This window comes from Nonomuraea sp. B5E05 (assembly GCF_039880665.1).
GTDB lineage: Bacteria > Actinomycetota > Actinomycetes > Streptosporangiales > Streptosporangiaceae > Nonomuraea.
In genome coordinates, this window is record NZ_JBDPMJ010000015.1 from 104821 (window position 1) to 131128 (window position 26308).

General features: G+C 71.7%; 26 protein-coding genes. 14 read left to right on the top strand and 12 right to left on the bottom strand.

The genetic code is table 11. The annotated features are described in order from the left end of the window. Nucleotides 1–45 precede the first annotated feature (45 nt). Nucleotides 46–477 (top strand): DoxX family protein, encoded by a 432-nt coding sequence (locus tag ABGB01_RS26535; protein ID WP_347620764.1) that lies wholly within the window; start codon nucleotides 46–48, stop codon nucleotides 475–477. Nucleotides 478–617: 140 nt separating this feature from the next. On the opposite strand, the gene ABGB01_RS26540 is transcribed toward ABGB01_RS26535, so the two are convergent. The 4 genes from ABGB01_RS26540 to ABGB01_RS26555 all read right to left on the bottom strand — a co-directional run bounded on the left by ABGB01_RS26540 (nucleotide 618) and on the right by ABGB01_RS26555 (nucleotide 3269). After that, nucleotides 618–1313, bottom strand: coding sequence for a GNAT family N-acetyltransferase (locus tag ABGB01_RS26540; RefSeq protein ID WP_347776251.1), 696 nt, complete (start codon nucleotides 1311–1313; stop codon nucleotides 618–620). A gap of 66 nt (nucleotides 1314–1379) precedes the next feature. Further along, nucleotides 1380–2498, bottom strand: coding sequence for a hypothetical protein (locus ABGB01_RS26545; protein ID WP_347776252.1), 1119 nt, complete (start codon nucleotides 2496–2498; stop codon nucleotides 1380–1382). Between the two features lie 172 nt (nucleotides 2499–2670). Further along, a complete protein-coding gene (locus ABGB01_RS26550; RefSeq protein ID WP_347776253.1) occupies nucleotides 2671–2880 on the bottom strand; it encodes a hypothetical protein in 210 nt (69 codons plus the stop codon). Beyond that, nucleotides 2877–3269 (bottom strand): metalloregulator ArsR/SmtB family transcription factor, encoded by a 393-nt coding sequence (locus tag ABGB01_RS26555; RefSeq protein WP_347776254.1) that lies wholly within the window; start codon nucleotides 3267–3269, stop codon nucleotides 2877–2879. The genes ABGB01_RS26550 and ABGB01_RS26555 overlap by 4 nt, the downstream gene beginning before the upstream one ends. Before the next feature lie 129 nt (nucleotides 3270–3398). On the opposite strand from ABGB01_RS26555, the gene ABGB01_RS26560 reads away from it, so the two are divergent. Further along, nucleotides 3399–3740: a hypothetical protein gene (locus tag ABGB01_RS26560; protein WP_347776255.1), complete on the top strand. Its 342-nt coding sequence runs from the start codon at nucleotides 3399–3401 to the stop codon at nucleotides 3738–3740. Between the two features lie 14 nt (nucleotides 3741–3754). Here ABGB01_RS26560 and ABGB01_RS26565 read toward each other — a convergent pair whose 3' ends face one another. Further along, nucleotides 3755–5527, bottom strand: a complete 1773-nt coding sequence (locus tag ABGB01_RS26565; RefSeq protein ID WP_347776256.1) for an NAD+ synthase — start codon at nucleotides 5525–5527, stop codon at nucleotides 3755–3757. 61 nt (nucleotides 5528–5588) lie between these two features. Beyond that, nucleotides 5589–6806 carry an MFS transporter gene (locus ABGB01_RS26570; RefSeq protein ID WP_347776257.1) on the bottom strand — a complete coding sequence of 406 codons (1218 nt, stop codon included), beginning with the start codon at nucleotides 6804–6806 and terminating at the stop codon, nucleotides 5589–5591. A 59-nt stretch (nucleotides 6807–6865) separates the two neighbouring features. On the opposite strand from ABGB01_RS26570, the gene ABGB01_RS26575 reads away from it, so the two are divergent. After that, nucleotides 6866–7831 (top strand): DUF5937 family protein, encoded by a 966-nt coding sequence (locus ABGB01_RS26575; RefSeq protein ID WP_347776258.1) that lies wholly within the window; start codon nucleotides 6866–6868, stop codon nucleotides 7829–7831. Between the two features lie 56 nt (nucleotides 7832–7887). Here ABGB01_RS26575 and ABGB01_RS26580 read toward each other — a convergent pair whose 3' ends face one another. Both ABGB01_RS26580 and ABGB01_RS26585 read right to left on the bottom strand, forming a co-directional pair. After that, nucleotides 7888–8910, bottom strand: a complete 1023-nt coding sequence (locus tag ABGB01_RS26580; protein ID WP_347776259.1) for a terpene synthase family protein — start codon at nucleotides 8908–8910, stop codon at nucleotides 7888–7890. A gap of 8 nt (nucleotides 8911–8918) precedes the next feature. After that, on the bottom strand, nucleotides 8919–9464 hold the full coding sequence (locus tag ABGB01_RS26585) for a hypothetical protein (protein WP_347776260.1): 546 nt from the start codon (nucleotides 9462–9464) through the stop codon (nucleotides 8919–8921). Between the two features lie 187 nt (nucleotides 9465–9651). Here ABGB01_RS26585 and ABGB01_RS26590 point away from each other — a divergent pair, with 187 nt between their 5' ends. Continuing rightward, entirely contained in the window at nucleotides 9652–11013 is a 1362-nt protein-coding gene (locus ABGB01_RS26590) for a glutamine synthetase family protein (RefSeq protein ID WP_347776261.1), read from the top strand. Between the two features lie 113 nt (nucleotides 11014–11126). Here ABGB01_RS26590 and ABGB01_RS26595 read toward each other — a convergent pair whose 3' ends face one another. Together ABGB01_RS26595 and ABGB01_RS26600 are read right to left on the bottom strand one after the other, a co-directional pair. Further along, on the bottom strand, nucleotides 11127–11744 hold the full coding sequence (locus ABGB01_RS26595) for an AAA family ATPase (protein ID WP_347776262.1): 618 nt from the start codon (nucleotides 11742–11744) through the stop codon (nucleotides 11127–11129). Between the two features lie 125 nt (nucleotides 11745–11869). After that, complete coding sequence (locus ABGB01_RS26600) at nucleotides 11870–12523, bottom strand: ion channel (protein ID WP_347776263.1); 654 nt, start codon at nucleotides 12521–12523, stop codon at nucleotides 11870–11872. A 514-nt stretch (nucleotides 12524–13037) separates the two neighbouring features. On the opposite strand from ABGB01_RS26600, the gene ABGB01_RS26605 reads away from it, so the two are divergent. After that, entirely contained in the window at nucleotides 13038–13751 is a 714-nt protein-coding gene (locus ABGB01_RS26605; protein ID WP_347776264.1) for a hypothetical protein, read from the top strand. A 40-nt stretch (nucleotides 13752–13791) separates the two neighbouring features. Here the strand turns inward: ABGB01_RS26605 and ABGB01_RS26610 are convergent, their stop codons facing one another. After that, entirely contained in the window at nucleotides 13792–14973 is a 1182-nt protein-coding gene (locus ABGB01_RS26610; RefSeq protein ID WP_347776265.1) for a mandelate racemase/muconate lactonizing enzyme family protein, read from the bottom strand. A gap of 79 nt (nucleotides 14974–15052) precedes the next feature. Here ABGB01_RS26610 and ABGB01_RS26615 point away from each other — a divergent pair, with 79 nt between their 5' ends. After that, complete coding sequence (locus ABGB01_RS26615) at nucleotides 15053–15733, top strand: type 1 glutamine amidotransferase (RefSeq protein ID WP_347776266.1); 681 nt, start codon at nucleotides 15053–15055, stop codon at nucleotides 15731–15733. Between the two features lie 74 nt (nucleotides 15734–15807). Then, nucleotides 15808–18735, top strand: a complete 2928-nt coding sequence (locus ABGB01_RS26620; RefSeq protein ID WP_347776267.1) for a bifunctional [glutamine synthetase] adenylyltransferase/[glutamine synthetase]-adenylyl-L-tyrosine phosphorylase — start codon at nucleotides 15808–15810, stop codon at nucleotides 18733–18735. Nucleotides 18736–18849: 114 nt separating this feature from the next. Here ABGB01_RS26620 and ABGB01_RS26625 read toward each other — a convergent pair whose 3' ends face one another. Further along, nucleotides 18850–20202 carry a PLP-dependent aminotransferase family protein gene (locus tag ABGB01_RS26625; RefSeq protein ID WP_347776268.1) on the bottom strand — a complete coding sequence of 451 codons (1353 nt, stop codon included), beginning with the start codon at nucleotides 20200–20202 and terminating at the stop codon, nucleotides 18850–18852. A gap of 118 nt (nucleotides 20203–20320) precedes the next feature. Here ABGB01_RS26625 and ABGB01_RS26630 point away from each other — a divergent pair, with 118 nt between their 5' ends. From ABGB01_RS26630 to ABGB01_RS26660, 7 genes are all read left to right on the top strand, one after another. Next, nucleotides 20321–21262, top strand: coding sequence for a hypothetical protein (locus tag ABGB01_RS26630; protein WP_347776269.1), 942 nt, complete (start codon nucleotides 20321–20323; stop codon nucleotides 21260–21262). Then, a complete protein-coding gene (locus ABGB01_RS26635; protein WP_347776270.1) occupies nucleotides 21259–22059 on the top strand; it encodes a deaminated glutathione amidase in 801 nt (266 codons plus the stop codon). Before ABGB01_RS26630 ends, ABGB01_RS26635 begins: the two co-directional genes overlap by 4 nt. Beyond that, nucleotides 22052–22990, top strand: coding sequence for an ABC transporter substrate-binding protein (locus ABGB01_RS26640; RefSeq protein ID WP_347776271.1), 939 nt, complete (start codon nucleotides 22052–22054; stop codon nucleotides 22988–22990). The genes ABGB01_RS26635 and ABGB01_RS26640 overlap by 8 nt, the downstream gene beginning before the upstream one ends. Further along, nucleotides 22987–23895 carry an amino acid ABC transporter permease gene (locus ABGB01_RS26645; protein ID WP_347776272.1) on the top strand — a complete coding sequence of 303 codons (909 nt, stop codon included), beginning with the start codon at nucleotides 22987–22989 and terminating at the stop codon, nucleotides 23893–23895. Before ABGB01_RS26640 ends, ABGB01_RS26645 begins: the two co-directional genes overlap by 4 nt. A gap of 8 nt (nucleotides 23896–23903) precedes the next feature. Then, on the top strand, nucleotides 23904–24656 hold the full coding sequence (locus tag ABGB01_RS26650; protein WP_347776359.1) for an amino acid ABC transporter ATP-binding protein: 753 nt from the start codon (nucleotides 23904–23906) through the stop codon (nucleotides 24654–24656). Between the two features lie 5 nt (nucleotides 24657–24661). Beyond that, nucleotides 24662–25201, top strand: coding sequence for a GNAT family N-acetyltransferase (locus tag ABGB01_RS26655; protein WP_347776273.1), 540 nt, complete (start codon nucleotides 24662–24664; stop codon nucleotides 25199–25201). 233 nt (nucleotides 25202–25434) lie between these two features. Continuing rightward, nucleotides 25435–26127 carry a phenylalanine--tRNA ligase beta subunit-related protein gene (locus tag ABGB01_RS26660; RefSeq protein WP_347776274.1) on the top strand — a complete coding sequence of 231 codons (693 nt, stop codon included), beginning with the start codon at nucleotides 25435–25437 and terminating at the stop codon, nucleotides 26125–26127. The last annotated feature ends 181 nt before the right edge of the window (nucleotides 26128–26308 follow it).

A 26308-nucleotide genomic window follows, 5' to 3' on the forward strand; every position in this document is an offset into this window, starting at 1 on the left:
CGGCGGCATCCATTTTCCGGACGAGTTACTTCGGAGGAAACAATCATGTCCACCCGCGTGTGGCCACGACGACTGCTCACGGCCTTCTACTGGTTCGTGGCATTCACGTTCTTCATGGGCTTCGTCACGAAATACTGGCCCGGCCCCACGTTCTTCGGGCCGGCGTACTCGGTGAAGTTCGTCGAGTGGGGCTACCCGTCCTGGTTCAGGTTCGTGGTCGGGACCATCGAGGGGGTGTGCGCCGTGTTGCTGGTCCTTCCCCGCCGGCGATTCAAGTTCATCGGCGCGACGGCCCTGATCCTGGTCCTCACCGCCGCGACCACGACGCACATCATCGCCGGCAGCGAACTCTACGAACGCGTCGCCGCCCCCACCAACCTGGTGATCATGATCGTCTTCGCCCTGATCAACTGGCCGGCTGATTGGCGGGACCTGCTGCGCCGGGAACGACTGCCCAGGGTGTACCAGCGTGCGTGAAACGACCCGCATCCGTGCCGGGAAAGTGCTCGGTCACCTCGGCAGACTCGACGGACGAGTTACTCGTTCCATCTCACTGGTGATCGAGTCGGCTCTGGGGCAATCGAGGTCAGGCGATATGGCCGAGGTTGATTCACGTGTCAGCGGGTGAGCTTCCACAACCAGCCGATGGAACGGAGCCCGAGCCGCGCCGCCACCCGCTGCGAGGAGTGGTTGTCCGCGCTCGTGCTGTAGAACAGGCGGGTGCCCGGCAGGAGACCGGCCCAGGCGGCGGTGGCCGCCGCGGCGAGGCCACGACCACGGAACGCGGGTGCGGTCCACACCCCAGCCTCGGCGCCGGCCGGTGTCCGGCGCGCGGCGTGGCAGACGGCGGCCACCTGGCCGTCCGCCACGACCATCGCCCAGGGCGCGCCGTCGCGGCCGTCGAGGAGGTCGTCCCACTCATCGCAGGCCCAGTTCTGGGGTCGCAGGGGGTGTACGCGCTCGGCGTGCGCCGGGTCGTCCGACCGGAGCACCACGGCTGCGGGAGCGTCGAAGAGCACCGGTGGCGGCGGGATCAGGTAGCACGGCCCGCCGGACACCGTCGTCTTCCCGAGGAGCGCCCGGCACTGCTCCAGCACCTCCGGCGGCTGACCTGGGGAGGAAGGGACGCCGCGGGCGACCAGGTCGAGCAGCCGGGCGGCGAGCGCGCCGGGCACGTCGTGTCCCACCGCCGCGGTCATGCCGTCGGCCGCCACCCCCATCACCAGGTCTTCCGGCCCGGGCAGGCGGCCGCGGTCGTCGAGGCGCCAGATGACACCGATCTCGATGGCCAGCAGGTCGACGTCGGGGGTCACGGTGGGTCCGCCTCCAGGTCGGTGCGGTGCGCGGACGGCTGCGCGGGCCGTACTGACCGGGGCAATCTACCTGAAAGCTTCGAGGGGCGGGCCGGTGGCAGGGGCCGGCTCGGGCGCGGGATCGACGAGGGTGAAGGCGGTCGTCGCGGCCACCCTGCCGTTGACGATCACGTCGAGCTCCCTCCCGCCCGGCGGCTCGTCACGGGTGGTGACCGGGCGGAAAGAATGACTTTTGCGAACGGTGAACACCGCGCCGGACCCGTCGGCCGCCCGCTGGCCCAGGTGGAACACGCGGCGCGAGCCAGGCCGCCGGATCGCGTATTTCAGCAGCATCGGCCCCGGCGCGCCGGCCGTGACCGTGACGGTGAAGGACAGCTTCCCGCCGATGGGCACGGTGTCGGCCTCCAGGACCAGCGCGTCGACCGCGCCGCTGCCCGGGGTGACGCCCATGAGCGCGAGCGCCTCGGGGTGGCCCGTGCGCAGCAGCCCGCGCGCCGCGTGGCGCAGCACCTTCTCCACGTGGGAGCCGCCGTCGGAACGCCAGCGGGCGAGCAGCTCCAGGGCCACCCGGGGATGGTCTTTGGCCAGGTCGTTGACGTGGTTGGCGACCGAGCGGCGCACGTATTCGCTCGGGTCGTCGCGCAGGCGGTCGAGCAGGGGCAACGTCGGCCCCGGCGTCATCAGCCAGGCCACCCGCCCGGCCCACGGCAGCCGGGGCCGGGAGCCCTCGGAGGCCAGGCGGCGCAGGTGCTCGTCGGGGGACTCGGCCCAGGCGTGCATGATCTTGAGAGCGTCGTCGCGGTAGCGCTCTAGAAAGGGGCGTACGGCGAACTCGCCCGTCGCGTAGGGCGTGAGCGTGGCCAGCGTGGCCATCGCGGGCTCCAGATGATCGAGCCCCGCGGCGGCCGTGTGGTCGGTGGCCGGCCAGCCGCTCCACATGTCGAGCCGCACCCGCGACGCGCACTCGCGCACGATCTCGGCGGCCTGGGGATAGGGCAGCGGCAGCGCGTCGTGCAGCGCCGCCGAGACATGCCTGACGCGGTCCTTGAGCTCCAGCCCGCCGAGCCCGGCCAGGGCGCGCTCGGTGAAGCGGGCGCGGGGGAACGGCGCCCAGACCGCGGTCAGCCCGTCGGCCAGGACCTGCACGGAGGCGGAATTGATCATTTCTTTCAGGGGTTGGGCCACGGCGATACTGTGCCAGCTGCCCCCGACAGTTCTCACCCTGCACGCCCCGGCCCTGGGTGAACGCGGGGAAGCTCGCCGTCCCCCTGGTCGCGAGCGTGCCCCGGGGCGCCACCGGGTCATGGAGAAGCCGCGGGCAGCGCGGCGCCGGCAACCTGTGCGCCGTCCGCTGGGGTTATGCGCCGTTCGGCGTCTCCGGCGACAGGCCGCGGTAGTACGCCTGCATGGCGGGGTGGTAGTCGTGGAAATCAGGCGTGGGGGAGCCGTCGCGGGAGGCCACCAGCATGTCGAGGTAGTACTCCCAGCCGGGCCCGACGTCGCCGGCCATGTCCGTGCCGTTTCCTGAGGCCGTGCCGAACAGCCGGCCGGTGGGGATCGGGCTCATGCGGTGTTCTCCTCGTTGGTGCTGGTGCTGGTGCTGGTGCTGGTGCTGGTGTTGGTGCTGGTGCTGGTGCGGCGCTCGCGGCGCGTTCGGTACACCTCCGTCTCCAGTGCGTCGAAGCGGTGCTCCCACCCGGAGGGACGGGCGAACTGGGAGAGCCAGGCGAGCAGTTCGCCGAACCTGCCGGGGTCGAGCGCGTAGAGGCGCTGCCTCCCGACCAGTTCGTCGCGCACCAGGCCGCTCCCTCTGAGCACGCGCAGGTGACGGCTCACGGCCGGCCTGCTGATCGCGAACTGCTCGGCGATCTGCCCGGCGGACAGCCGCCCGTCGCGCAGCATCACCAGGATCCGCCGCCGCACGGGGTCGGCGATCGCTCCCGCCACTTCGTCCACCCGGAAAGCGTAACTTGTTGGTTACGCGTTTGGCCAGAGTTGGGGTGCCACGTCCGGGCAACCTCTCATGGGCCCAGATACATGAGGAACTTTCCTTAGCAGCGGCCACGGATGGCGGAGGTTCGCACCATGAGCAAGCCGGAATGCGCCGTAGATCTCTCCTCGTCGATCGCCCGCGGCGGCGCAGGCTCTCCGGGTGCCACCGAGGCGCCGGATCGGGCCTTCCGCTCCCAGCAGTCCCGCCAGCTCCAGGTGCTGCGCGACACCTACCCGGGGTGGCGGATCTGGCGCGAGCGCACCTCCACGGCCGTGTTGTGGCACGCGGAGCCACGGCGGCAGGTCAGCGCGGGCATGCGAAGTGCCGGGGTGGCCGAGCGGATCCAGCGCGGTGGAGCCCTGGAGCTCGCGTCCGCGCTGGCCCACCAGGCGTCGCTGGTGCACAACTCCCGGGCCTGGGCCTGGCCGTCATGAGCCGGGGTGGGGGTTCAGCCCGTGGTCTCGCGCCACCTGTTGGTGATCGGCAGGCGGCGGTCCCGGCCGAAGTTCTTGGGAGTGATCTTGGGGCCCGGCGGATACTGCCTGCGCTTGTACTCGGCCACGTCCACCAGCCTGATCACCCGCGTCACCAACTCGGGATCGTGGCCGGCCGCGATGAGCTCCTGAGAGCCCATGTCCTTCTCCACGTAGTCGTCCAGCAGCCGGTCCAGCACCTCGTACGGCGGCAGTGAGTCGGTGTCGCGCTGCCCTGGCCGCAGCTCGGCGCTCGGCTCCTTGATGATCGAGTTCTCCGGGATCGGCCGCTCGGCCTCCAGCAGGAAGGAGGGGTCGGAGTGGGTGTTGCGCCACTTCGACAACTCCCAGACCATCGTCTTCGGCACGTCCTTGATCGGCGCGAAGCCGCCCGCGGAGTCGCCGTACAGCGTGGAGTAGCCGGTCGCGAGCTCGCTCTTGTTGCCCGTCGTCAGCACCAGGTGGCCGTGCTCGTTGGACAGGCCCATGAGGATCATGCCGCGCACCCTGGCCTGGAGGTTCTCGGCGGCCAGGCCGGACAGGTCGATCTCCTTCTCGTACGCGTCGACGATCTGGGCGATCGGCGCGACCCGCGACGTCACCCCCTGCCTGCGCACCAGCTCCTCCGCGTCGCCCAGCGAGTGGTCGGAGGAGTAGCGGGACGGCATGAGCACCACGTGGACCCGCGAGGGCCCGATGGCGTCCGCGGCGATCGTGGCCGTCAGCGCCGAGTCGATGCCCCCCGACAGGCCCAGGATGACCGACTCGAAGCCGTTCTTGGCCACGTAGTCGCGGACGGCCAGCACCAGCGCGGAGTAGACCTCGGCGTGCGGGTCCAGCCGCTCGGCGATGGGGGCGGCCACCGGGGGATAAGGGGCGACCGGGTCGGCCGACAACACCAGGCGCTCGACCGTGATCGTGGTGCCGTCGCCCGCGTCGTACGGGAACGTCCCCGTCTGCGCCTGCGAGGGCGGCAGATCGAGATCCACGACCAGCAGCTCCTCCTTGAACTGCCCGGCCCGCGCCAGGAGCTCGCCCGAGCCGTCCACCACGATCGAGTCGCCGTCGAAGACCAGCTCGTCCTGCCCGCCGACCTGGTTGACGTAGACGAGCGCGCACCCTGCCTCGCGCGCCCTGCGCGCGCACAGCTCCAGGCGGACGTCGTCCTTCTCCTTCTCGTACGGCGAGGCGTTCGGGACGACGAGCAGCCCGGCTCCCGCCTGCCCGACGACGGACACCGGACCGCCGTCCTGCCAGAGGTCCTCGCACACCGCGATGGCCACGTCGACCCCGTGCAGGCGGAAGACGGGCAGGCGGTCGCCGCGCACGAAGTAGCGGTATTCGTCGAACACCCCGTAGTTGGGCAGGTGGTGCTTGGCCGTACGAGTGACCACCTGGCCCTTGAAGAGCAGCGCGGCGGCGTCGAGCGGCGCGCCCTTCGGCTGGCCGGTCCTGGGCGCCCGGGCGGCGCGGTCGACGTAGCCGACCACCACGGGCAGCTCGCCGAGCCCTTCCCGGTCCAGCCTGCGCGCCACCTCTTCCAGAGCCCTGATGCTGGCGTCCACGAACGACGTACGCAGCACGAGGTCCTCGACGGGATAGCCGGTGAGGAACATTTCGGTGAAGACGACCAGGTGGGCACCGCGTTCGGCGGCGTCGCGGGTCCACACGATCAGCCGGTCCGCGTTGGCCGCCAGATCGCCGACGGTCGGGTTGGTCTGTGCCAGGGCAATCCGCAGTTGAGCCACGCGCTCAGCCTAATACGTCACGCTTTTTATCGTCCAAGCGACGAAAAGTGACATATGTCGCTCAGCGGCGCCGGATCGCCGGTCCGAGCGCCAGCATGCCGAGCGCCGACACCGCCCCGACGCCGCCCATCGTGAACCACAACGCCTTCGGCCCCAGCTCCAGCAGCGGGCCGCCGAGCAGCGGCGCCAGCACGGCGGCCAGCGACCACGCGAACCCGAACACCCCCGAGTACCGCCCGCGCAGATGCGCGGGGGCGAGCATGGCCACGACGGCGCCGGGGACGCCGGCGACGATGATCTCTCCCGCCGTCCACACCGCGATCGTCGCGGCCAGCCCGGTCGTGCTGGTGACGTACGCCGTCATCGCGAACCCCAGCCCCATCAGGGCCACGCCCGTCGCGAACGTGCGGGCGGCGTCCCTGCGTCCCAGCCACGCCGACACCAGCGGCTGCACGAGGACGATGAGCACCCCGTTCAGCGCCATGGCCAGCCCGAACTGGCCAGGCGAGAGCTTCACGACCTCCGTCATCGCCACCGGCAGCATGGTCATCGTCTGCGCGTAGACCAGCGCGTGGCCCAGCACGACCAGCGTGAACCCCACCATCACCCGGTCGCGCAGCACCACGGCGAAGCCGCCGGCCGACTCCGGCGCGGTCTCCGGCCTGGTCTCCGGCACCGCCCGCCACACCAGCGCGGCGAAGACCACGCAGGACACCGCGTCGATCCAGAACAGCCAGACGAACCCGAGCTCGGCCAGCCGGCCGCCGGCCGTCATGCCGACCGCGTAGCCGAGGTTGATCCCCCAGAACAGCAGGCCGTACGCCCGTGGCCGTTCCGCGGGGGAGATCAGGTCGGCGACCAGGGCGTTCGACGCGGGCCTGTAGACGTCGATCACCAGGCCGAGCGCGAACATGGAGGCCAGGATCGCCGGCAGCGTGGAGCTGTAGCCGAGCGCCAGCATGCTCACGGCGGTGGCCAGCATGCCGCCCGACAACGTGGCCCTGCGCCCGATCCGGTCCGTGAGCACCCCGGCGAGCAGCTGCGACAGCAGCGAGCCCGCACCGTAGACGCCCATCACGAGGCCGGCCGCGGCCAGCGACAGGCCGCGGCTCTGCGTCAGGTAGACGCCGGTGAAAGGGACGACCATGGTGCCCAGGCGGTTCACCAGGGTGCCGCCCCACAGGGCCCAGAACGGGCGGGGCAGCCCGCCCACCATGGACTGGAGGAAGGACGGCTTCCCCTGCGGGTCTGACGGCTTCTCGGTGGCGATGTCTGACACGCAAGAAATCGTGATATTTCAATCTTTGGGGTGCGAACGATTTAGGGGAGACTAAAAGCATGTCGGTTTCCTGGGCGCTCACCCCTGAGGACGTCGCCCGCATCCGGTTCGCGTTCTCGCCCATGTGGGAGCTCGTCACGAGCCTGCGCACCCTCCAGAGGCCCGCCCGGCAGTCACTCCACCTGCCGTGGATCAAGGCCGTCCGGCCCCGGCTCGCGGGGCTCGACCTCAGCGAGCTGTTCGCGCTCGTCCCGCCGACCGGCTACCTGGCCGACTTCATCACTCCACCGCCCGACACGCCGATGCCCGACTTCGCCGCCGAGCTCGACCGGGTCAGGCGTACGCCGCCCGAGACGGCCCGGCGGGAGGCCCTGCGGGTCGAGGGGACCGACCGGGCGGTGATCGAGCGGTTCACGGCCGACCCCGAGGCGGGCGTGGCCAGGGTCGCGCGGGCGCTGGAGGCGTACTGGGAGACGTGTTTCGCGGAGTTCTGGCCGCGCGTGTACGGGCTGCTGGAGCGCGACGTGCTGCGCCGCTCCCGCCTGCTGGCCGAGGGCGGCGCGCGCCAGTTGTTCGCCACGCTCGACCCCGCCGTCACCTGGACGGGGGAGAAGCTGCTCATCGACCGGCCGTGGTGCGCGGACGAAGCGGTGCGCGGTGTCGGCCTGGTGCTGGTGCCCAGCGCGTTCTGGTGGCCGTCGGTCGGAGTGATCGCGCCGCCGTACCAGCCGATGCTCGTCTATCCCGTGCTCGGCGTGGGCACGCTGTGGGAGCAAGGGCCGCCGCCCGCGCCGGGCGCGCTGGCCGCGCTGATCGGCAGGAGCAGGGCGCAGATCCTCCTCGCGCTCGCCGAGCCCGCCACCACCTCGGCCCTGGCCGCCCGCATGTCGCTCACCCCGGGCGCCGTCAGCCAGCACCTCGGCGTGCTCAGCGACGGCGGGCTCGCGGTGGGGATGCGGGTCGGCAAGCAGGTCGTCTACCGCCGCACCCCCACGGGCGACATGCTCGCGTGCGGCGCCGCCTAGCGCCCGGACGCGGTCCCGGGCGCCCTCCAGTACGGACGCGCGCCCGTGAACGTGCGTCAGGCGTAACGCTGTGACTCCAGGAGCCAGTCGAGGTGGGCGCGCGGCGCCGCCAGGTAGGCGCAGGCGACCTTGCTGACGTCCCTGGCCGCCTTCGGCGCGAGATCCGCGAGCGGCAGCCGCCTGGCCGCCTCCTGCATGTCCAGACATCGATCGGCGATCCGGTCCAGCACCCACGCGGTCGCCTCCCGCTCGCCCAGCCCGAGCTGGCGCATCGCGAGCACGACGAAGTTGTGCACGTCGCCGCGCTCCTTCGGCCGGGAGGCGACGTCGTTGCACCACGCGGTGACGTCGCTGCAGGCGTCCACCAGCCGGCGCCAGGGCTCCCCGTCGTGGACCCAGCCCGGCACCTCCACCCGCAGGCACGGCTCCACCAGGTCGTACAGGTAGGGCCCCACCGTGCCCCTGCGGAGCTCGGGATATTCCTCCAGCGTCGGCATCCGGCCGGCCGCCCTGTTGTCGGCCTCCGTGCGGCACGCGTCGTGCTGGCGCTGCAGCCCCACCGCGAACCTCGACCGCCACCGGTCGCTCATCCGCGCGCTCGTCACCCGCCACAGATCGGCGAAGGCCGCCTCCAGCGGATGGCCGGCCGCGCCCCTGAGCATGCCGTCGAAGATGTCCAGCCGGCACGACCCCTCGTCCAGCTCGTCGTCCAGGTGGAACAGCCACGTCAGCCATTGCGCGAACAACGCCGCCGCGGCCGCGTCGAACTCGGCGAAGGCCCGGCCCGCCATCCGGTGGAAACCGACGCCGGGGTCGGCGCGCAGGCCGGTGCGCCTGGCCCAGTCGATGACCGCGGCCTCGATCGCGTACACGGCCGGGTGCATCCGGCACGGCGCCGCCATCGCGGGCACCCGCTCGGTGAGCGGCAGCAGCGCCACGGCGGCCGAGTGGCCCCTGCGCGGCAGGGGCAGCATGGACGTCAGCGCGGAACGCAGCGCGGTGCGCACCGTGGCGAACACGGTGGTGCTCGCGGTGGTGTTCACGCTCGTCTTCACGGTCGTCTTCACGGTCGTCTTCACCGGGGTCTTCACAGCGGTCCGAAGAGCCAGTTGCCCGCGGCGTTGGGGTCGCCGCTCCTGTAGTAGTCGGAAGCGGCCTGGACCAGCCCGTCCACGGTGAGCGTGCCCCTGCCCTCCCTGTCGAGCCGGTCGAACGCCTCGTCCACGTCGTCGTAGGCCACTCCGAACGCGCACAGCAGCGTACGGAACTCGGCGGGGCCGACCTCCCCGTCGCCGTCGACGTCGCACAACTCCGCCACCGCCACCGTCGCCGGCCTGAACACCGGGTCGTAGCGGTCGCCGGTGACGAACGCCGCCGTCATCCCCTTGCGGAAATCCTCCCGCGCGATGCCGGAGTCGCCGTCGCGCTCGAGCGCCAGCGACAAGGTGGACCAGATGCCGTCGAAGCCGCCGACAAGGCTCGCCCCGGTGACCGAGGTGGGGGACTCCCCGAAACCCACCAGAATGCGGGCGCCCAGACCCAGCAGGTCCTCACGCTCGACGACGCCGTTGCCGTTAGCGTCGATGTGGTCGAACGCTCGATCGAGCTTGTGATTGAGCAGGTCGATAGCCACCAATGCCTCCCCCGAGACTGACTGCGTGATCACAGTAAGTCGGGGCGGGCCCTTTGTCAGCGAGGCTCGCACCGGCTTGTTCACGGGCCCCTTCACGGGGCCCCTCCCCGGCACCCCCCGTAACGTGTGCGAAACACGGGCACGGCATGCTGGTAGGAGACCCGTACTGTCGTCTTGAGGGGATGCCGTGGACCGCCAGCAGGAGTTCGTGCTCCGCACGCTCGAGGAACGCGACATCCGGTTCATCCGGCTGTGGTTCACCGACGTGCTCGGCTTCCTCAAGTCCGTCGCGATCGCCCCCGCCGAGCTGGAGGGCGCGTTCGCCGAGGGCATCGGCTTCGACGGCTCGGCCATCGAGGGCTTCGCCCGGGTCTACGAGTCCGACATGCTCGCCAAGCCCGATCCGGCCACGTTCCAGATCCTGCCCTGGCGCAGCGAGACGCCCGGCGCGGCGCGCATCTTCTGCGACATCCTCATGCCCGACGGCTCGCCGTCGCACGCCGACCCCCGCTGGGTGCTCAAGCGCACGCTCGCCAAGTGCGCCGACATGGGCTTCACCTTCTACACCCACCCCGAGATCGAGTTCTTCCTGCTGAAGAACCGGCCCGAGCCGGGCGGGCGGCCAGAGCCGATCGACTCGGGCGGCTACTTCGACCACACCCCCCACAGCGCCGGCCACGACTTCCGGCGCCAGGCGATCATGATGCTGGAGTCGATGGGCATCTCGGTGGAGTTCAGCCACCACGAGGGCGCGCCCGGCCAGCAGGAGATCGACCTGCGCTACGCCGACGCGCTGACCACGGCCGACAACATCATGACCTTCCGCCTGGTCATGAAGGAGGTCGCGCTGGAGCAGGGCATCTGGGCGTCGTTCATGCCCAAGCCGTTCACCGAGCACCCGGGCTCCGGCATGCACACCCACATGTCGCTGTTCGAGGGCGACCGCAACGCCTTCTACGAAGCAGGCACCGACTACCGCCTGTCCAAGATCGGCCGCTCGTTCATCGCCGGGCTGCTCAAGCACGCCGCCGAGATCACCGCCATCACCAACCAGTGGGTCAACTCCTACAAGCGGCTCTGGGGCGGCGCCGAGTTCATCGCCGGTCAGGGCGGCGAAGCGCCCTCCTACGTGTGCTGGGGCCACAACAACCGGTCCGCGCTGGTCCGGGTGCCGATGTACAAACCGCACAAGGGCGGCTCGACGCGCATCGAGTTCCGCTCGCTCGACTCGGCGTGCAACCCCTATCTGGCGTTCGCGCTGATCCTGGCGGCCGGGCTGAAGGGCATCGAGGAGAGCTACGAGCTGCCGCCCGCGGCCGAGGACAACGTGTGGACGCTGACCAGCGCCGAGCGGCGGGCCCTCGGCATTCAGCCGCTGCCCGGGTCGCTCGACGAGGCGATCGCCGTCATGGAGCGCAGCGAGCTGGTGGCCGAGACGCTGGGCGAGCACGTCTTCGACTTCTTCCTGCGCAACAAGCGGGCCGAGTGGCGCGACTACCGCCGCACCGTCACCGAGTTCGAGCTCGGCCGCTACCTGCCCGTGTTGTGAGGATGCCCGTCCAGAGGCGGAGCCTGCTCAGCCTTGGAACTGTGGTGAGCACACACGAACGGCCCGCGCCCGGATCGACACGCCGCGTGGAAAAATATGGCCGCGTCCTGCTGTCATCCGTCGTGGTCGGGTGACGATCCGGTGATCCGGATCTCCCGCAGGCGGTCGCCGTCGCCGCCGTCGAAGGTGATCGCCTCCAGCAGGGCCGCCTCCGCCCTGTCGACGATCAGCCCGCCCGCCGCGGGCTTGGGGTCGCCGCCCTTCACCCGCGCGACCAGGCCGGCCCATCGCCGCTGATGGCGGGCGAACGTGCGCGGCGCCACCACCCGGCCCCTGGCCCGCTGCCCGGCCAGCGCCGCCTCCGGCGACGCGTCCAGCAGGAGCAGGTGCAAGCGGGCGTGGTGCCGCCGCGCCAGCCACGCGAAGCCTCTCAGCACGTACGGGGCGCAGCCCCGGTTGTGGGCGATGACCGAGCGGCCGCCGGCGAGCGCCCCCCGGATGCGGCCCACATGGGTGGCGAACACCAGGGCGCGGCGCACCGAGCCGGGCATCCAGCCGAGCCTGCCGTGCCAGTGTCGCTTGGCCTGCGCCGAGTCGATCACCACGACCGCGCCCGCGGCGACGGGCAGGCTCTCGTCGCCGCCCAGGCCGTACAGGCGGTGGAGCAGGGTGGTCTTGCCCGCGCCCGGGAGCCCGGTCAGGATGACCAGGGATCCGGGCGGGTATCGCAATCTCGACCCTTGCACAGGCCCACCCCCGAATGATCAACGTACAGGTCCCCGTGCCGTGCCGGCGAGGGGACCGCGTGCCTTAGAGACTCGTCGAAGCCGGGCCATGGCGCGCGGCATGGCCGGCATCAGCGGGCCAGGCGTGTGGTCAGGGAGTCCAGCCGATCGTGCAGCCGGGCCTGGTCGTCGCGGAGGCCTGCCAGCTCGTCCACCGCCCCGCGCAGCTCGCTGATTTCGGAGAGGATCTGCGCCACGTCGGCCTCGGTACGCCGCTCCCTGGCGGCGTTGTGCTCGAACCGCTCGACGAACCAGGACGCGATGGCCGCGGTGACCACACCGAGCAGGGCGATCCCCGCCAGCATCAGCCCTGACGCCAGCAGCCTGCCCTCCGGGGTGACGGGGAAGCGGTCGCCGTACCCGACGGTGGTCATCGTGGTGAGCGACCACCACAGGGCGTCGCCGATCGTCTGGATGTTGCCGGCGGGGTTGTCCTGCTCCGCGTCCAGCACGGCGATGCTGCCGACCAGGGCCAGGAAGACGGCGGTGCCGCTCACGTACACGACCGCGCGTAGCCGCAGCGGGAGCTGGATCCGTTCGGCGACCACCTGCAGGAGCAGCAGCGCGCGCAGCAGCCAGAGCGGGCGCAGGAGGGGGAGCACCACAACCAGGAGCGAGGGGATGTTCCTGAGCACGAAGCGTAGGCGGCGGGGAGCCAGGTAGACGCGGATCAGATAGTCCGTGGTGAACAGAAGGTAGGTGCAGACCTGGAGGTACCAGAACATCTGGTCTACGAAGGGCGGAAGGCCGGGCAAGACGATGGGGATCGCCCAGCTGAGGAGAAACGCAGTGCCAATGGTGAGAAGTGCCGTACTCGTGCGGCGCTCCCATGAGGTCAGCCGATCCATCCCGACAGTCTGATGGCATGACCGCCTGTGGTTCTAGGCCGGTATCGGCGGATTGGTCGCGGGAGGCCGACGAGGCGGGATAGGGTGCTGCCCGACGCCTTGATCGGCCTCACTCCCGGCAGCGGTCCGGAGTGAGGCCGATTTTCGTTGCTTCTCACCCCCGGCTCACGTCCGCGCGATGTGGGGCGCCTACCGTCCCTGGTGGGCGTGATGGCCGGCATGGCCGCGCGACGGGCGGGAAGCAACGGACCTCACCGAGGCGTTGTAGGTCGTGTCGATCAGCCGCGAGACCCCCGGCATCTGCGGGAATCGGGAGTCTGGGTAAAATCGGCCTGCCTCTATTGACATTTACGGACTTTTCGCCATATGCGGCGATCTAGGAGGGTGTGGCATGACGACGGCTGCCTTGCAGACCGTGCTGACCGTTCCCGAGCGCTTCCGTGGCCCGGTGGGGGTCGCCAACGGCGGCTGGATAGCGGGCACCATGGCGGAGGCTCTGAACGGTGGCCGATCAGCCGTTGAAGTCACGCTCCACGCTCCCACCCCGCTGGAGACCGAGCTGCGCCTCGAACACGTGGCCAACTCCGTCTCCCTCTCCCACGGCGACCGGCTCCTGGTCGAGGCGATCCCCGTGGCCGAAGACCTGGAGGGCCCCGGTTTCGTGCCGTTCACCGACGCCGCCCGCGCCGAGGCGGGATTCGTCGGCCTGCGGGCGCACCCGTTCGCCGAGTGCTTCGCCTGCGGCATGCGCGAGCCCGGCGACGGCCTGCGCATCTTCCCAGGGCCCGTGGCGGGCTCCGACCTGGTGGCGGCCGGATGGCGGGTGCCGTTCAACGTGACGGATGAGGCCCGCGTTCCCGCCTCGATCGTCGGGGCGGTGCTCGACTGCATCACCGGCTGGGCCCACTTCGGCCCCGGCGAGACCGCGCTGCTCGGGCGGCTCGGCGTGCAGATTCACCGGCCGGTGCACCCCGGCGCACGCTACTCCGTGGTGGCCCGTCCGACCGGCCGCGACGGGCGCAAGATGTTCGGGCAGAGCGCCATCTACGAGGACGACGGCACCCTGGTGGCCGCGGCCCGCGCCACCTGGATCGCCCCACGCTGACCCCGCACCGTCACCGCCGCTCCCTCGCGGACGTGGGCCCTCAAGGCGACAGGCGGGAGACGCGCCGCTGGGCGGCCAGGTCGCCCTCGCGCAGCCGTACACCGTGACCGGGCTCGCGGCCCGGTGTGATGACGCCGTTCTCGATGACGGGCAGCCCGGTGACGAGCTCCCCGTACCAGGTGTGCAGGAAGGCCCTGACCGTCTCCTGGATGAGCCCGTTGGGCTGGCCGCACACGAAGTGCACGCAGCCCGCCAGCGTGGCGGGCCCGGTGCAGTCGTGCGGCGCCACCGGCACTCCGTAGGCGTCGGCGAGGGAGGCGACCTTGCGGGCCTCGGTCAGGCCGCCTGTCCACTGGACGTCCAGGGTGAGGACGTCGACGGCGCCCGAGTCCAGCAGCGGCTTGAAGCCGCGCCGCCCGACGCACGTCTCCCCGGCCGCGACCGGCACGGGGGAGTCGAGGCGGGCGTAGGCGTCGGCGGCGTCCGAGCGCAGCGGGTCCTCCACCCAGAACGGCCGGTACGGCTCCAGCGCGGCCAGGATCGTCTCGGCGGCGGGCCGGCTCCACAGGCCGTGCAGCTCGACCATCAGCTTCATGTCCGGGCCGGCCTCCTCCCGGATCGCGGCGATCACCTCGAGCCCCTGGTCCAGGTCGGCCCGGGAGATGCCGGCGCCGCCCGTACGCTCGGCCGCGGCGTCGAACGGCCATACCTTCATGCCGCCGATCCCCTGCTCGCGCAGGTCGCGGGCGAGCCGGGCCGGGTCGGTGAGGAAGGCGTTCAGGTCCTCGTAGCGGCCGGTGGCCAGGCCCCAGTTGCCGCTCTCCTGCCGGGCCGAGGCGGCGATGTACCCGGGGCCCGCGCACGTGTTGTAGATGGGCATGCCGTCGTGGACGGCGCCGCCGAGCAGGTCGACGAGCGGCAGCCCCGAGGCCTGTCCGAGCAGGTCCCAGAGGGCGAGATCGATGGCGCCGTTGCCGCGCGTCTCGGCGCCGGAGCCCTGGTAGCCGGTGTACGGGGTGAGCAGGCGGGCGACCCGTTCCGGCGTGGGACCGGCCAGGCCGAGCAGGACGGGGGCGACGCTCTCGTGCAGGTACGCCTCCACCGTCAGCGCGCCGAAGAACGCCTCGCCGAGCCCGGTCAGCCCGGTGTCGGTGTGCAGGCGGACGAACAGCAGGTTGGGTTGTACGGCGGGCCGGACGGTCTCGAGGGCGACGATCTTCACGGGTTCCCCTTTCAGCGCTAAGACCGGATATACGCAGGTGACATGGCCACCAAACGAAATTTCCGGATAATGGGCCGATATGAGCGTTACCGTCATCCAGCACGAGGCCGACGCCGGGCTCGGATATCTGGGCGAATGGCTGGGGCTGGACTTCGACGTCGTGCGGCCGTACCTGGGCGATGAGATTCCCGTACGCGCGGGCGACGGGCTGATCGTGCTCGGTGGCGCGGCGGCCGCCTGGGAGGACGAGCGCAGCCCCTGGCAGCCCGCCACCCGCGACCTGCTGCTGCGGGCGGTCGAGGAGGGCACGCCGACGCTGGCGATCTGCCTGGGGGCGCAATTGCTGACCATGGCCTGCGGCGGCGCTGTCGAGCGCGGCGCGTACGGGTTCGAAGTGGGCGCCCGCGAGGTGGCCGCCCTGCCCGATGCCGCCTCCGACCGGCTCTTCTCCGGAATCGGCACGGCCGTGGCCGTGCAGTACCACCAGGACGTCATCACGCGGCCGCCCGGCGGCGCGGTGCCGTTGATGACCGGCTCTCCGTACCCTCACCAGGCCTACCGGCTCGGGGATGCCGCCTGGGCGGTGCAGTTCCACCCGGAGGCCACCCCCGAGATCTTCGCGTCCTGGACCGGCGAGACGGCCCTGGAAGGGGCCGAGGAGCTCGACGCCGAGGTCAAGGCGGCCGAGGGCGACCTCGTCGCGACCTGGCGCCCGGTGGCGAGGGCGTTCGCGGACGTGGTCCGGGATTCCGCCCGCTGACCTGGTGCGGCCACGGGCCGAAACGAAGGTCGGCCTGCTACGGCCCGCGGCGGGGGAACTGCCACTATGGAGGGGTGCCCAGGATCGAATCCACCGCCGCCAGGCTCGCCAAGCTCGGTTTCGCCGACGGCGCCAGGGCGGCCAGGCTCGTCGGCCAGGCAGGAGCCGAGCTGGACGACCTGCTGGAGTCGCTGGTCGACGTGGCCGACCCCGACCAGGCGCTGGCCTCGCTGGCCCGCCTGGCCGAGCGCGACCCGTCCGTGCCGGGAAAGCTACGCGCCGACGGCGAGCTGAGGGCCAGGCTCGTCGCCGTGCTCGGGGTCAGCGAGGCGCTCGGCGAACACCTGGTACGCCACCCGGAGCAGGTGGCGCTGCTCGCCGAACCCCGCCTGGGCGACCCGCGCGAGGAGCTCCTCCGGGCGGTCGGCGCCGACGGGCCGCATGCGCAGAAGCGGGACGGGGCCGGGGCGCTCACGGCGCTGCGGGTGGCCTACCGGGGCAGGGTGATGCATCTGGCCGCGCGCGACCTCACCGGCCAGGTCACGCCGGCGGAGGTCATGGCGGAGCTGTCCGACCTGGCGGGCGCGGCGCTTGAGGCCGCGCTGGCCATCGCGCGGGCCGAGGTCGACGCCGCCGACGTGCGCCTGGCCGTGATCGGCATGGGCAAGTGCGGCGCCCGGGAGCTCAACTACATCAGCGACGTCGACGTGATCTTCGTGGCCGAGCCGCGGGAGGGCGCCGACGAGGCGAAGGCGCTGCGCTCGGCGACCCGGCTGGCCCAGGCCATGATGCGGGCCTGCACCGCGACCACCCCCGAGGGCTCGCTGTGGGAGGTGGACGCCGGGTTGCGGCCGGAGGGCCGGTCGGGGCCGCTGGTACGCACGCTGGCCAGCCACCTGGCCTACTACCGGCGCTGGGCGAAGACGTGGGAGTTCCAAGCGCTGCTGAAAGCCCGGCCGGTGGCCGGCGACCTGGAGCTGGGCGCGGCCTACGTCGAGGCGGTCAACGAGCTGGTCTGGTCGGCGGCCACCCGCGAGCACTTCGTCGAGGACGTGCAGGCGATGCGCCGCCGGGTGGAGGCGCATGTGCGCGCCGAGGGCGAGCGCCAGCTCAAGCTGGGCCCTGGCGGGTTGCGCGACATCGAGTTCGCGGTGCAGCTGCTGCAGCTCGTGCACGGCAGGCTCGACCCGCTGCTGCGCCGCCGGGGCACGCTGCCCGCCCTGGCCGCGCTCTCCCGCGGCGGCTACGTCGGGCGTGACGACTCGCGCGGCCTCGCGGAGGCGTACGCGTTCCTGCGCCGGGTCGAGCACCTGCTGCAGCTGCACCGGCTGCGGCGTACGCACATCGTGCCGGAGGACGAGGCCGATCTGCGCAGGCTGGGCCGGGCGCTGGGCATGCCGGCCGACCCGGTGGGGGAGTTCACCGCCAGGTGGCGGCGGCACGCGATGGAGGCGCGGCGGCTGCACGAGAAGCTCTTCTACCGCCCGCTGCTGCAGGCCGTGGCCCGGCTGCCGGAGTCGGAGGCGCGCCTGTCGACGTCGGCCGCCGCGGCCAGGCTGGAGGCGCTCGGCTACGACGACCCCACCGGCGCGCTGCGCCACCTCGCCGCACTGACCACGGGAGTGTCCAGGCGGGCCGCGATCCAGCGCACGCTGCTGCCCGTCATGCTCGGCTGGTTCGCCGACACGCCCGACCCGGACGCGGCGCTGCTCGGGTTCCGCCAGGTCAGCGACAAGCTGGGCAGCACGCCGTGGTACTTGCGGCTGCTGCGCGACGAGACGGCGGTGGCGGCCAGGATAGCGCGCGTGCTCGGCACCAGCCGCTACGCGACCGGCCTGCTCATGCACGCGCCCGACGCGGTGGCGATGCTGGGCTCGGACGAGGAACTGGCCGTGCGCTCGCGGGAGTCACTGCTGGGCGAGGCGTCCGCCGCGGTGTCACGGCACGCGGGTGGCCCGGAGAACGCCGTCGCGGCCGTGCGGGCGCTGCGGCGCAAAGAGCTGTTCCGTACGGCCGTCGCCGACATCTCCGGGCTCATCGACATCGAGACGGTGGGCACGGCGCTGTCGCGGCTGACCGACGTGACCCTCCAGGCCGCGCTCGACGCCGCGCTCGGCGCCGCTTCTGACAGGGCCGCGCAGGTCACCTCGTTCGCGATCGTCGCGATGGGCCGGCTCGGCGGCATGGAGTGCTCCTACGCCAGCGACGCCGACGTCATGTTCGTGCACTCGCCGCTGCCGGGGGTGGACGAGCGCGAGGCCACCGACGCCGCCCACGCCGTGGCCAACGAGCTGCGCAGGCTGCTGTCGCTGCCCGCCCCCGACCCGCCGCTGGCCATCGACCCCGACCTGCGGCCGGAGGGGCGGCAGGGCCCGCTGGTGCGCACGCTGGCCTCCTACCGCGCCTACTACGCGCGCTGGTCGTCGCCGTGGGAGGCGCAGGCGCTGCTGCGGGCCAGGTTCTCGGCCGGCGATCCCGAGCTGGGCGCCGCGTTCGTCGCGATGATCGACGAGCTGCGCTACCCGCAGCACGGCCTGCCCGACGACGCCGTAAGGGAGATCAGGCGGCTCAAGGCCCGCATGGAGGCCGAGCGCCTGCCGCGCGGCGCCGACCCTGCCCTGCACACGAAGCTCGGCCCCGGCGGCCTGTCCGACGTGGAGTGGGTGGCCCAGCTCCTGCAACTGCGCCACGCGGGCGCGCTGCCGTCCCTGCGCACCACCCGTACGCTGGAGGCGTTGCGCGCGGCCGTGGCGGAGGGGCTGCTCGACCAGGCGGACGAGGAGGTGCTCGCCGAGGCGTGGCGTTTCGCCTCCCGCATCCGAGACGCGATCATGCTGGTCAAGGGCAGGCCGGGCGACAGCGTGCCGCGCGACTCGGGGGAGCGCGGGCTGATCGCGCAGGCGCTCGGCTACCCGCCGGACGGCTCCGAGGACTTCCTCGACGACTACCGCCGCGTGACGCGCCGCGCCCGCCAGGTGGTGGAGCGCGTCTTCTACGCGTGACGGCCCGCCGCGGCCGCCTGGCGGGGGCTTGATCGCTCGGTCCGGCGGTGCCTGCGCCGGCTGACGGGGATCAGGTCGAGGCGCTGAGCCGCGAGCCTGTGGCGGCCGGTGCGATCACGTCGAGGTGCTGAGGCGCGAGCCCGTGGCGGCCAGCGCGATCACGTCGGCCAGCTCCGCGAGCTCGCCGGGGTCGTCGGTGAGCCGGGCCGTGGCGAGGCGCAGGTGGGGGGCGGGTGCGGGGTCGATCACGTAGCGGCTGCCCGGGGCCGCCGAGATCCCGTGAGCCGCGAGGGTGACCAGCGCCGCCGACTCCTCGCGTACCGGTACCCACAACACCAGGCCGTCGCGCCCGCCCGTGCGAACGCCGCGGGCGGACAGTTCCGCGGCCAGCCGCGCGCGCCGGCCCGCGTAGGTGTCACGGGCGCGTTCGACGCCGGCCCGTGCCGCGGCGTCGCCGAGCAGGTGGGCCAGCGCGTCCTGCAGGATCCTGCTGGTCCAGCCGGTGCCGAAGCTCCGCAGCACGCGCACCCGCTCCACGGCCTCGGCCGCCCCGCCGACGATCGCGATGCGCAGGTCGGGGCCGTGGGACTTGGAGTACGACCGCACGAGCACCGTACGGTCGGGGAAGCGCGTCCCCATGCTCACCATCGGCGAGACCGACAGCTCGCCGATCCCGTCGTCCTCGACGATGAGGGTCGCCGTGGGCTCCAGCAGGGCGGCCAGCTCGGCGGAGCGCTCCGGGGTGACGGCGTGGCCGCAGGGCGACTGGCCGCGCGGCTGGTACACGAACGCCACCGGCCTGGCCCGCAGGGCTCTGTCCAGCGCTCCGGGCAGCGGGCCGTCCTCGTCGCAGGCGACCGGGATGATCTGGACGCCGATCGTCTCCAGGATGTCCAGCAGCCGCGCCGCCGTCGGCTCCTCGATCGCGATCCGGTCGCCGGGCAGGGCCGCGGTCTGGCAGAGCAGCTGCACCCCCTCGTAGCCGCCGCCGACCGCGAGCCAGCCCTGCGCGGCGAACGGCCAGTCCGGCTCCACGGCGGCGCGCAACCGCGGCGTGATCGTCTCGCGCGTGTAGTCGTTGAGCCGGTCGGTGCGGGCGGCGGCGGCCAGGGCGGTCTCCAGCGGCGGCAGCAGCGCCGGGTCGGGGGAGGCGATCGCCAGGTCGATGGCCAGCCGGTCGCCGAAGTGGCCGATGCGCTCGTACCGGATGGGGCGCGGCACGTCGGGCGGGCCGAGCACCACCGTGCCCCTGCGGCGGTCGGTGCGGATCATCCCGTGCCGGCGCAGCTCCGACCAGGCCTCGGCGACGGTTCCCGAGCTGACCCGCAGCTCCCTGGCCAGGGCGCGCACGGTCGGCAGGCGGGTGTCGGCGGTCACTGTGCCCTGCCTGATCAGGTCGGTCAGGGCGGTCGCGATCCCGCGAGCGCTCGGTTCGCCGATGCGTTCCGCCAGCCATGCGGCGTCCACTCCACCCCCATGGGTTCCGCAAATCTTTGTTCAGCAACAAAGATCGTCTTGTGTTGGCCTTTCCCCTGAACATATGGTTCATCGCAATTCGGGGCAACTAATGTCGTTTGGGGGGTTTGTGGTCGAGGTTCGGATTCGGCTGGCGGCGCGGGACTGGGACCACCTCGTGCCGGTCGCGACGGGGGCGGTCAAGCCCGAGGGTTTCGCTCTCGACCTCGACTCGCGCGCCGTCACGCCGGACGTGCTGAGCGAGCCGGGGCTGGACGGTGGCGAGACCTCGTTCAGCAGATACGTGCTCGGCCGCGCCGCCGGCGACGACCGGCTCGTGGGCCTGCCCGTCTTCGTCATGCGCGCTTTCCGGCACCGCTGCGTCCTCGTCCGCCGCGACAGCGAGCTGACCTCGCTGGAGGAGCTCAAGGGCGCCCGCGTCGGGCTCACCGGCTGGCCCGACTCGGGCAACACCTGGACCCGCGCCCTGCTCAGAGCCGCGGGCGTGGACCTCGGCGGCATCGACTGGACGGTCGGCCCGCTGACCGCAGGCGAGACCGGCAAGGACAGGACCGGCCCGGTCCCGCTCCCCGGCAACGTCTCGCTGACGGACGAAGGGCTCGCAGAAGGGCTCGCGGCCGGCCGCTACGACGCGATCATGACGCCGTTCATGCCTCCGGAACTCTTCACCCCAGAGAGCCGCCTGCGCCACCTGCTGCCCGACCACCGCTCCGCCGAGCTCGCCTACTACGAGCGGACCGGCTTCGTGCCCGGCATCCACCTGGTCACGCTCAAGCGCGAAAGCGTCGAGCGCCACCCGTGGCTGCCGCAGGCCGTCCAGGACGTGTTCGAGCACTCCAAGCGGCACTGGCTGGCCCGGCGGCGGCTGCTCGCCGACACCACGCCGTGGCTGCTGTCCGACCTGACCGCGACGGCGCTGACCTTCGGCCACGACTGGATGCCGTACGGCGCCGCCCCGAACGCGGCCATGGTCGCCGCCTTCTGCGACGAGCTGCACGCCCAGGGCATCTCGTCCCGCCCCATCGGGACCGAGGAGGTCTTCGCCGCATGAGAATCGCCGTCGGGCAGTTCGCCTCCGCGGAGGACTGGACCCAGAACCTCAAGACCTGCCAGGCCCTGATCGACCAGGCCGTGGCGGGCGACGCCGGCCTGCTGGTGCTGCCCGAGGGTTCGCTCGCGCTCTTCGTCGACGAGCCCGCCCGCATCAGGCAGGCCGCGCAGCCCCTCGACGGGCCGTTCGTCAGCGGGCTGGTCGAGCGCACGCGCGGCTCCGCCACCACCGTGATCGCCGGCGTGCACACCCCCGCCGGCGACGGCCGCGTCCACAACGTCCTGGTCGCCGCCAGGGACGGCGAGCTCGTCGCCACCTACACCAAGCTGCACCTGTACGACGCCTTCGGCCGGCGCGAGTCCGACCACGTCGTCCCCGGCACGAACGCCCCCGTCGTGATCGACTGCGCGGGCTGGAAGGTCGGCATGATGACCTGCTACGACGTGCGCTTCCCCGAGATGGCCAGGCTCCTGGCCGACCAGGGCGCCCAGATCATCGCGCTGCCCACCGCGTGGGTGCGCGGCCCGGCCAAGGAATGGCACTGGGAGGTCATGGTCACCGCCCGCGCCCTGGAGAACACCTGCTACGTGGCCGCCTCCGGCGAGTGCGGCCGGCGCAACATCGGATCCAGCATGGTCGTCGACCCGCTCGGCATCACCCGGGCCCGCCTCGGCGACGCTCCGGGAATGCTCTGGGCCGACGCCTCGGCCGGCGAGCTGGCCGACGCCCGGCTCACCCTGCCCGTCCTCGAGAACCGGCGCTTCGCCGTCGACCCACGATTGGAGCGACATGTCTAGGCACACGACGCCCAGAGGCGTGACGGCCGCCCTGCTCGGCGCGGCCCTCCTGCTGGCCGGATGCGGCGCCAACCCCGAGGAGGCGGAGGGCGTGCTGAACTCCCAGCAGCCCCAGGGCACGACCGCCGCCCAGGCCAAGGACCAGGCGCTGTACGACCGGCTGCCCGACAAGGCCAAGCAGGCGGGCAAGCTCGTCTCGGTGAACAACGGCTCCTTCCCTCCGTACGAGATCGCCGGGGCCGACGGCAGGTCGCTGACCGGCGCCGCCGCCGACATGTCCGAGGCGCTCGGCCAGCTGCTCGGCGTCAAGATCGAGCACGTCACCGTGGACGGCCTGCCCAGCTCGCTCACCGGCATCGCCTCCGGGCGCTACGACTTCGCCATCGGGCCCGTCGGCGACTTCCGCGACCGGCAGAAGTCCAACGACTTCGTCGACTGGGTCAAGGAGTTCGTCGTCTTCGCCGTGCTGAAGGGCAACCCGAAGAAGATCGGCTCCCTGGCGGACACCTGCGGGCTGAGGATCTCCGTCATGGCCGGCGGCTCCGCCGAGAGCGTGATCAAGGGCCAGTCGCAGACGTGCGTCAAGGAGGGCAAGCCGAAGATCAGCGTCCAGTCGTACAAGGACCAGCCCACCTCCGTGCTGGCGGTCAGCTCCGGACGGGCCGACGCGTTCTTCTCCTCCCAGGCGCCGCTCACCTACTTCGTGGAACAGGCCGGCGGCAAGCTCGAACTCGCCGGCAAGGGGCAGTCCAACGGGTTCGACGACCTGTACCAGGGCGCCGTAGTGGCCAAGGACTCGCCGCTGGGGGACGTGCTCAAGGACGGCATCCAGAAGCTGATGGACAACGGCACCTACGACAAGATCATGGACAAGTGGGGCACGTCCGACAACAAGCTCGACAAGGCCGGCGTGAACCTGGCGGAATCATGAGCCTGCCCGACGTCGACGTCGCGGGCGCCGCCCGCACCCGCCACCCGCTGCGCTGGGTCGCCTCGATCGTCCTGCTCGTGCTCGCCGCCCAGCTCGTGAGCCTGCTGGTCACCAACCCCAACTTCCAGTGGGACGTGGTCGGCCGGTACGTCAACGCGCAGATCATCGGCCAGGGCATCTTCACCACGCTGCTGCTCACCGTGATCGCCATGGCCGTGGGCGTCGTCCTCGGGGTGCTCCTGGCCATCGGCCGGCTGTCGGAGAACCCGGTCGCGCGGGCCGCCTGCGGCCTGTACGTGTGGTTCTTCCGCGGCACTCCGGTGCTGGTGCAGCTCGTGCTCTGGTACAACCTGTCGTACCTGCTGCCGGAGATCTCGTTCGGCGTCCCGTTCGGGCCCGAGTTCGTCAGCGCCGACACCAACGTGCTCATCACTCCGCTGCTCGCCGCCATCCTCGGCCTCGGCCTCAACGAGGGCGCCTACATGGCGGAGATCATCCGCGGCGGTCTCATGTCGGTCGACCACGGCCAGACCGAGGCCGCCTCCGCGCTGGGCATGAGCGGCGCCAGGACCTTCCGCAGAATCGTGCTGCCCCAGGCGATGCGCTTCATCATCCCGCCCACCGGCAGCCAGGTCATCAGCATGTTGAAGGCCACGTCGCTGGTCAGCGTCATCGCGCTGGCGGACCTGCTCTACACCGTGCAGTCCATCTACAACCGTACGTTCCAGACCATCCCGCTGCTGATCGTCGCCTGTGTCTGGTACTTGGTGATCACCTCGATCCTGTACGTCGGCCAGTCGTTCATCGAGCGCCACTACGCGCGCGGCGCCACCAGGAACGCCCCGCAGAGTTTCTGGTCGTTCCTGACCTTCCGCCGCCGCCCCACCCCGGAGGTGCCCTCGTGACCGTACCCATGGTCCGCGCCCGCGGCGTGCGCAAACACTTCGGTCACCTGGAGGTGCTCAAAGGCATCGACCTGGAGGTGCGGCAAGGGGAGGTCGTGGTCGTCCTGGGGCCGTCCGGGTCGGGCAAGTCGACGTTCCTGCGCTGCGTCAACCACCTGGAGACCATCGACGGCGGCTCCATCCACGTCGACGGGGAGTTGATCGGGTTCGAGGCGTCCGGAGACCGGGTGCGGCACCTGCGCAAGCGGGAGATCACCCGCCAGCGCAGGGAGATCGGCATGGTCTTCCAGCAGTTCAACCTCTTCCCGCACTTCACCGTGGTGCAGAACGTCATCGAGGCCCCCGTCGGCGTCCGCGGCGAACCCCGCGACCAGGCCAGGGAACGCGCGCACGCGCTGCTGCGCCGTGTCGGGCTGGAGGACAAGGCGGGCGCCTACCCCCGCCAGCTGTCCGGCGGGCAGCAGCAGCGCGTCGCCATCGCCCGCGCGCTGGCGATGCGGCCCAAGCTGATGTTGTTCGACGAGCCGACCAGCGCCCTCGACCCCGAGCTCGTCGGCGAGGTGCTCGCGGTGATGAAGGGCCTGGCGGAGGACGGCCTGACCATGATCGTGGTGACCCACGAGGTCGGGTTCGCGCGGGAGGTGGCCGACCGGGTGGTGTTCATGGACGACGGCGTCGTGGTCGAGTCGGGCACCCCCGCGGACGTGCTCGACAGCCCGGCCAGCCCGCGGACGAAGGCGTTCCTGAGCCGGGTACTCTGACCCGGGTGGACACCGAGCGGCTGATCATGCGCAGATGGCGCGACACGGACCGGGCGCCCTTCGCCGCCATGAACGCCGACCCCGAGGTGATGGAGCACTTCCCCGCGACCCTCACCCGGGAGCAGAGCGACACCATGATCGACCGGATCGAGCAGGGCTTCGACCGGCACGGCTACGGGCTGTGGGCGCTGGAGGTGCGCGAGAGCGGGCTCTTCATCGGCTTCGCCGGGCTGGTCCTGCAGACGTTCGACGCTCCCTTCCTGCCCGCCGTGGAGATCGGCTGGCGGCTGGCCCGCCCGGCGTGGGGGCACGGCTACGCCACCGAGGCGGCCAGGCGGGCCGCCTCGTACGCGTTCGCCGAGGCAGGGCTCGAGGCCATCATCTCCATGACGGCCGTGCGCAACGCGCGCTCGCGTGCCGTGATGGAGCGCCTGGGCATGACCCGCGACCCGGCCGAGGACTTCGACCACCCGAGGGTCCCCGGGAACAGCCCGTTGCGCCGCCACGTCCTCTACCGGCTCAGGCGCGGCACCCGGCAAAGATGATCTCCAGCGTGCGGTCCCGCGGGCCGGGTCCAGCCGGCCGGCAGGGCGGCCTTGATGAGCGGTCCTGGAGAGTGGCGCTGACGAGCGGTCCTCGCGCGTGGCACTGGTGAGCGGCGGGACGGCCTCGGCCGCGCGCGCGTCCGGCGCGTCCGTGTCGCGCCTTCCGCGTTCCCGCACCGGGGTGCGGGTATTGTGATCGGCCCGTCCTCCCTGGCCGAGACGACGAGGTGACCGTGCACTTCCAGCATTCGACCGACATCTGGCGCGACTTTCCCGAGCTGGTCCCGGGGGTGATGTCCGTGGCCGGCGTCACCAGGGACGTCCGCGTGGACGACCGGCTCGCGCACTACCGCGAGATCGCCGCCAAGCGCCTGGCCACTGCCTCCGAGGGCGAGTTGCCGGAGATCAGGGCGTGGCGCCGGGCGTTCTCGGCGATGGGTCTGAAGCCGACGCAGTACCGCTGCGCCTCGGAGTCGCTGCTGCGCCGCTTCAGGAAGGAGGGCGCGCTGCCGCGGTTGCACCCGCTGATCGACCTGTGCAACGCGGTGTCCCTCGCGTACGCGGTCCCGGTGGCCGTCTTCGACGTCTCCCGGATCTCCTCCTACGTCGAGGTCCGGTACGCGGCGGGTGATGAGACGTACGTGACCTTCTCCGGCGAGACGGAGCGCCCGCCGGCCGGTGAGGTCGTCTTCGCCGACGCCGATGCGATGGCCCACGCACGCCGCTGGACCAACCGCCAGAGCGGCCGGTCGGCCGTACGCGACACCACGACCGACGTTCTGATCGTCGCGGAGGCCCTGCACGGCACGGCACGCGCGGACATCGAGGCGCTCACCGCCGGACTGGCCGGTGAGGTGCGCGCCCTCTGGCGGGCGACTCCGGAACCCGTCCTCCTGACCGCCTCGGCGCCGCGCTTCACGTTCTGAGATTTCGCACAGCGCACCTCCGACGCAAAGACCCTAGGAATATGCCCCCAAACCAGTAAATGCTGTCCAGATCATTGTTAGACGTTTGGGTTTTGACGGGACGTTTGGGTTTATAGAGGTAGCTGAGAATATGTGCATGGGTACGTCTGCTTCCGTCGGAGCACCCGAGGTGGGTGCCTGG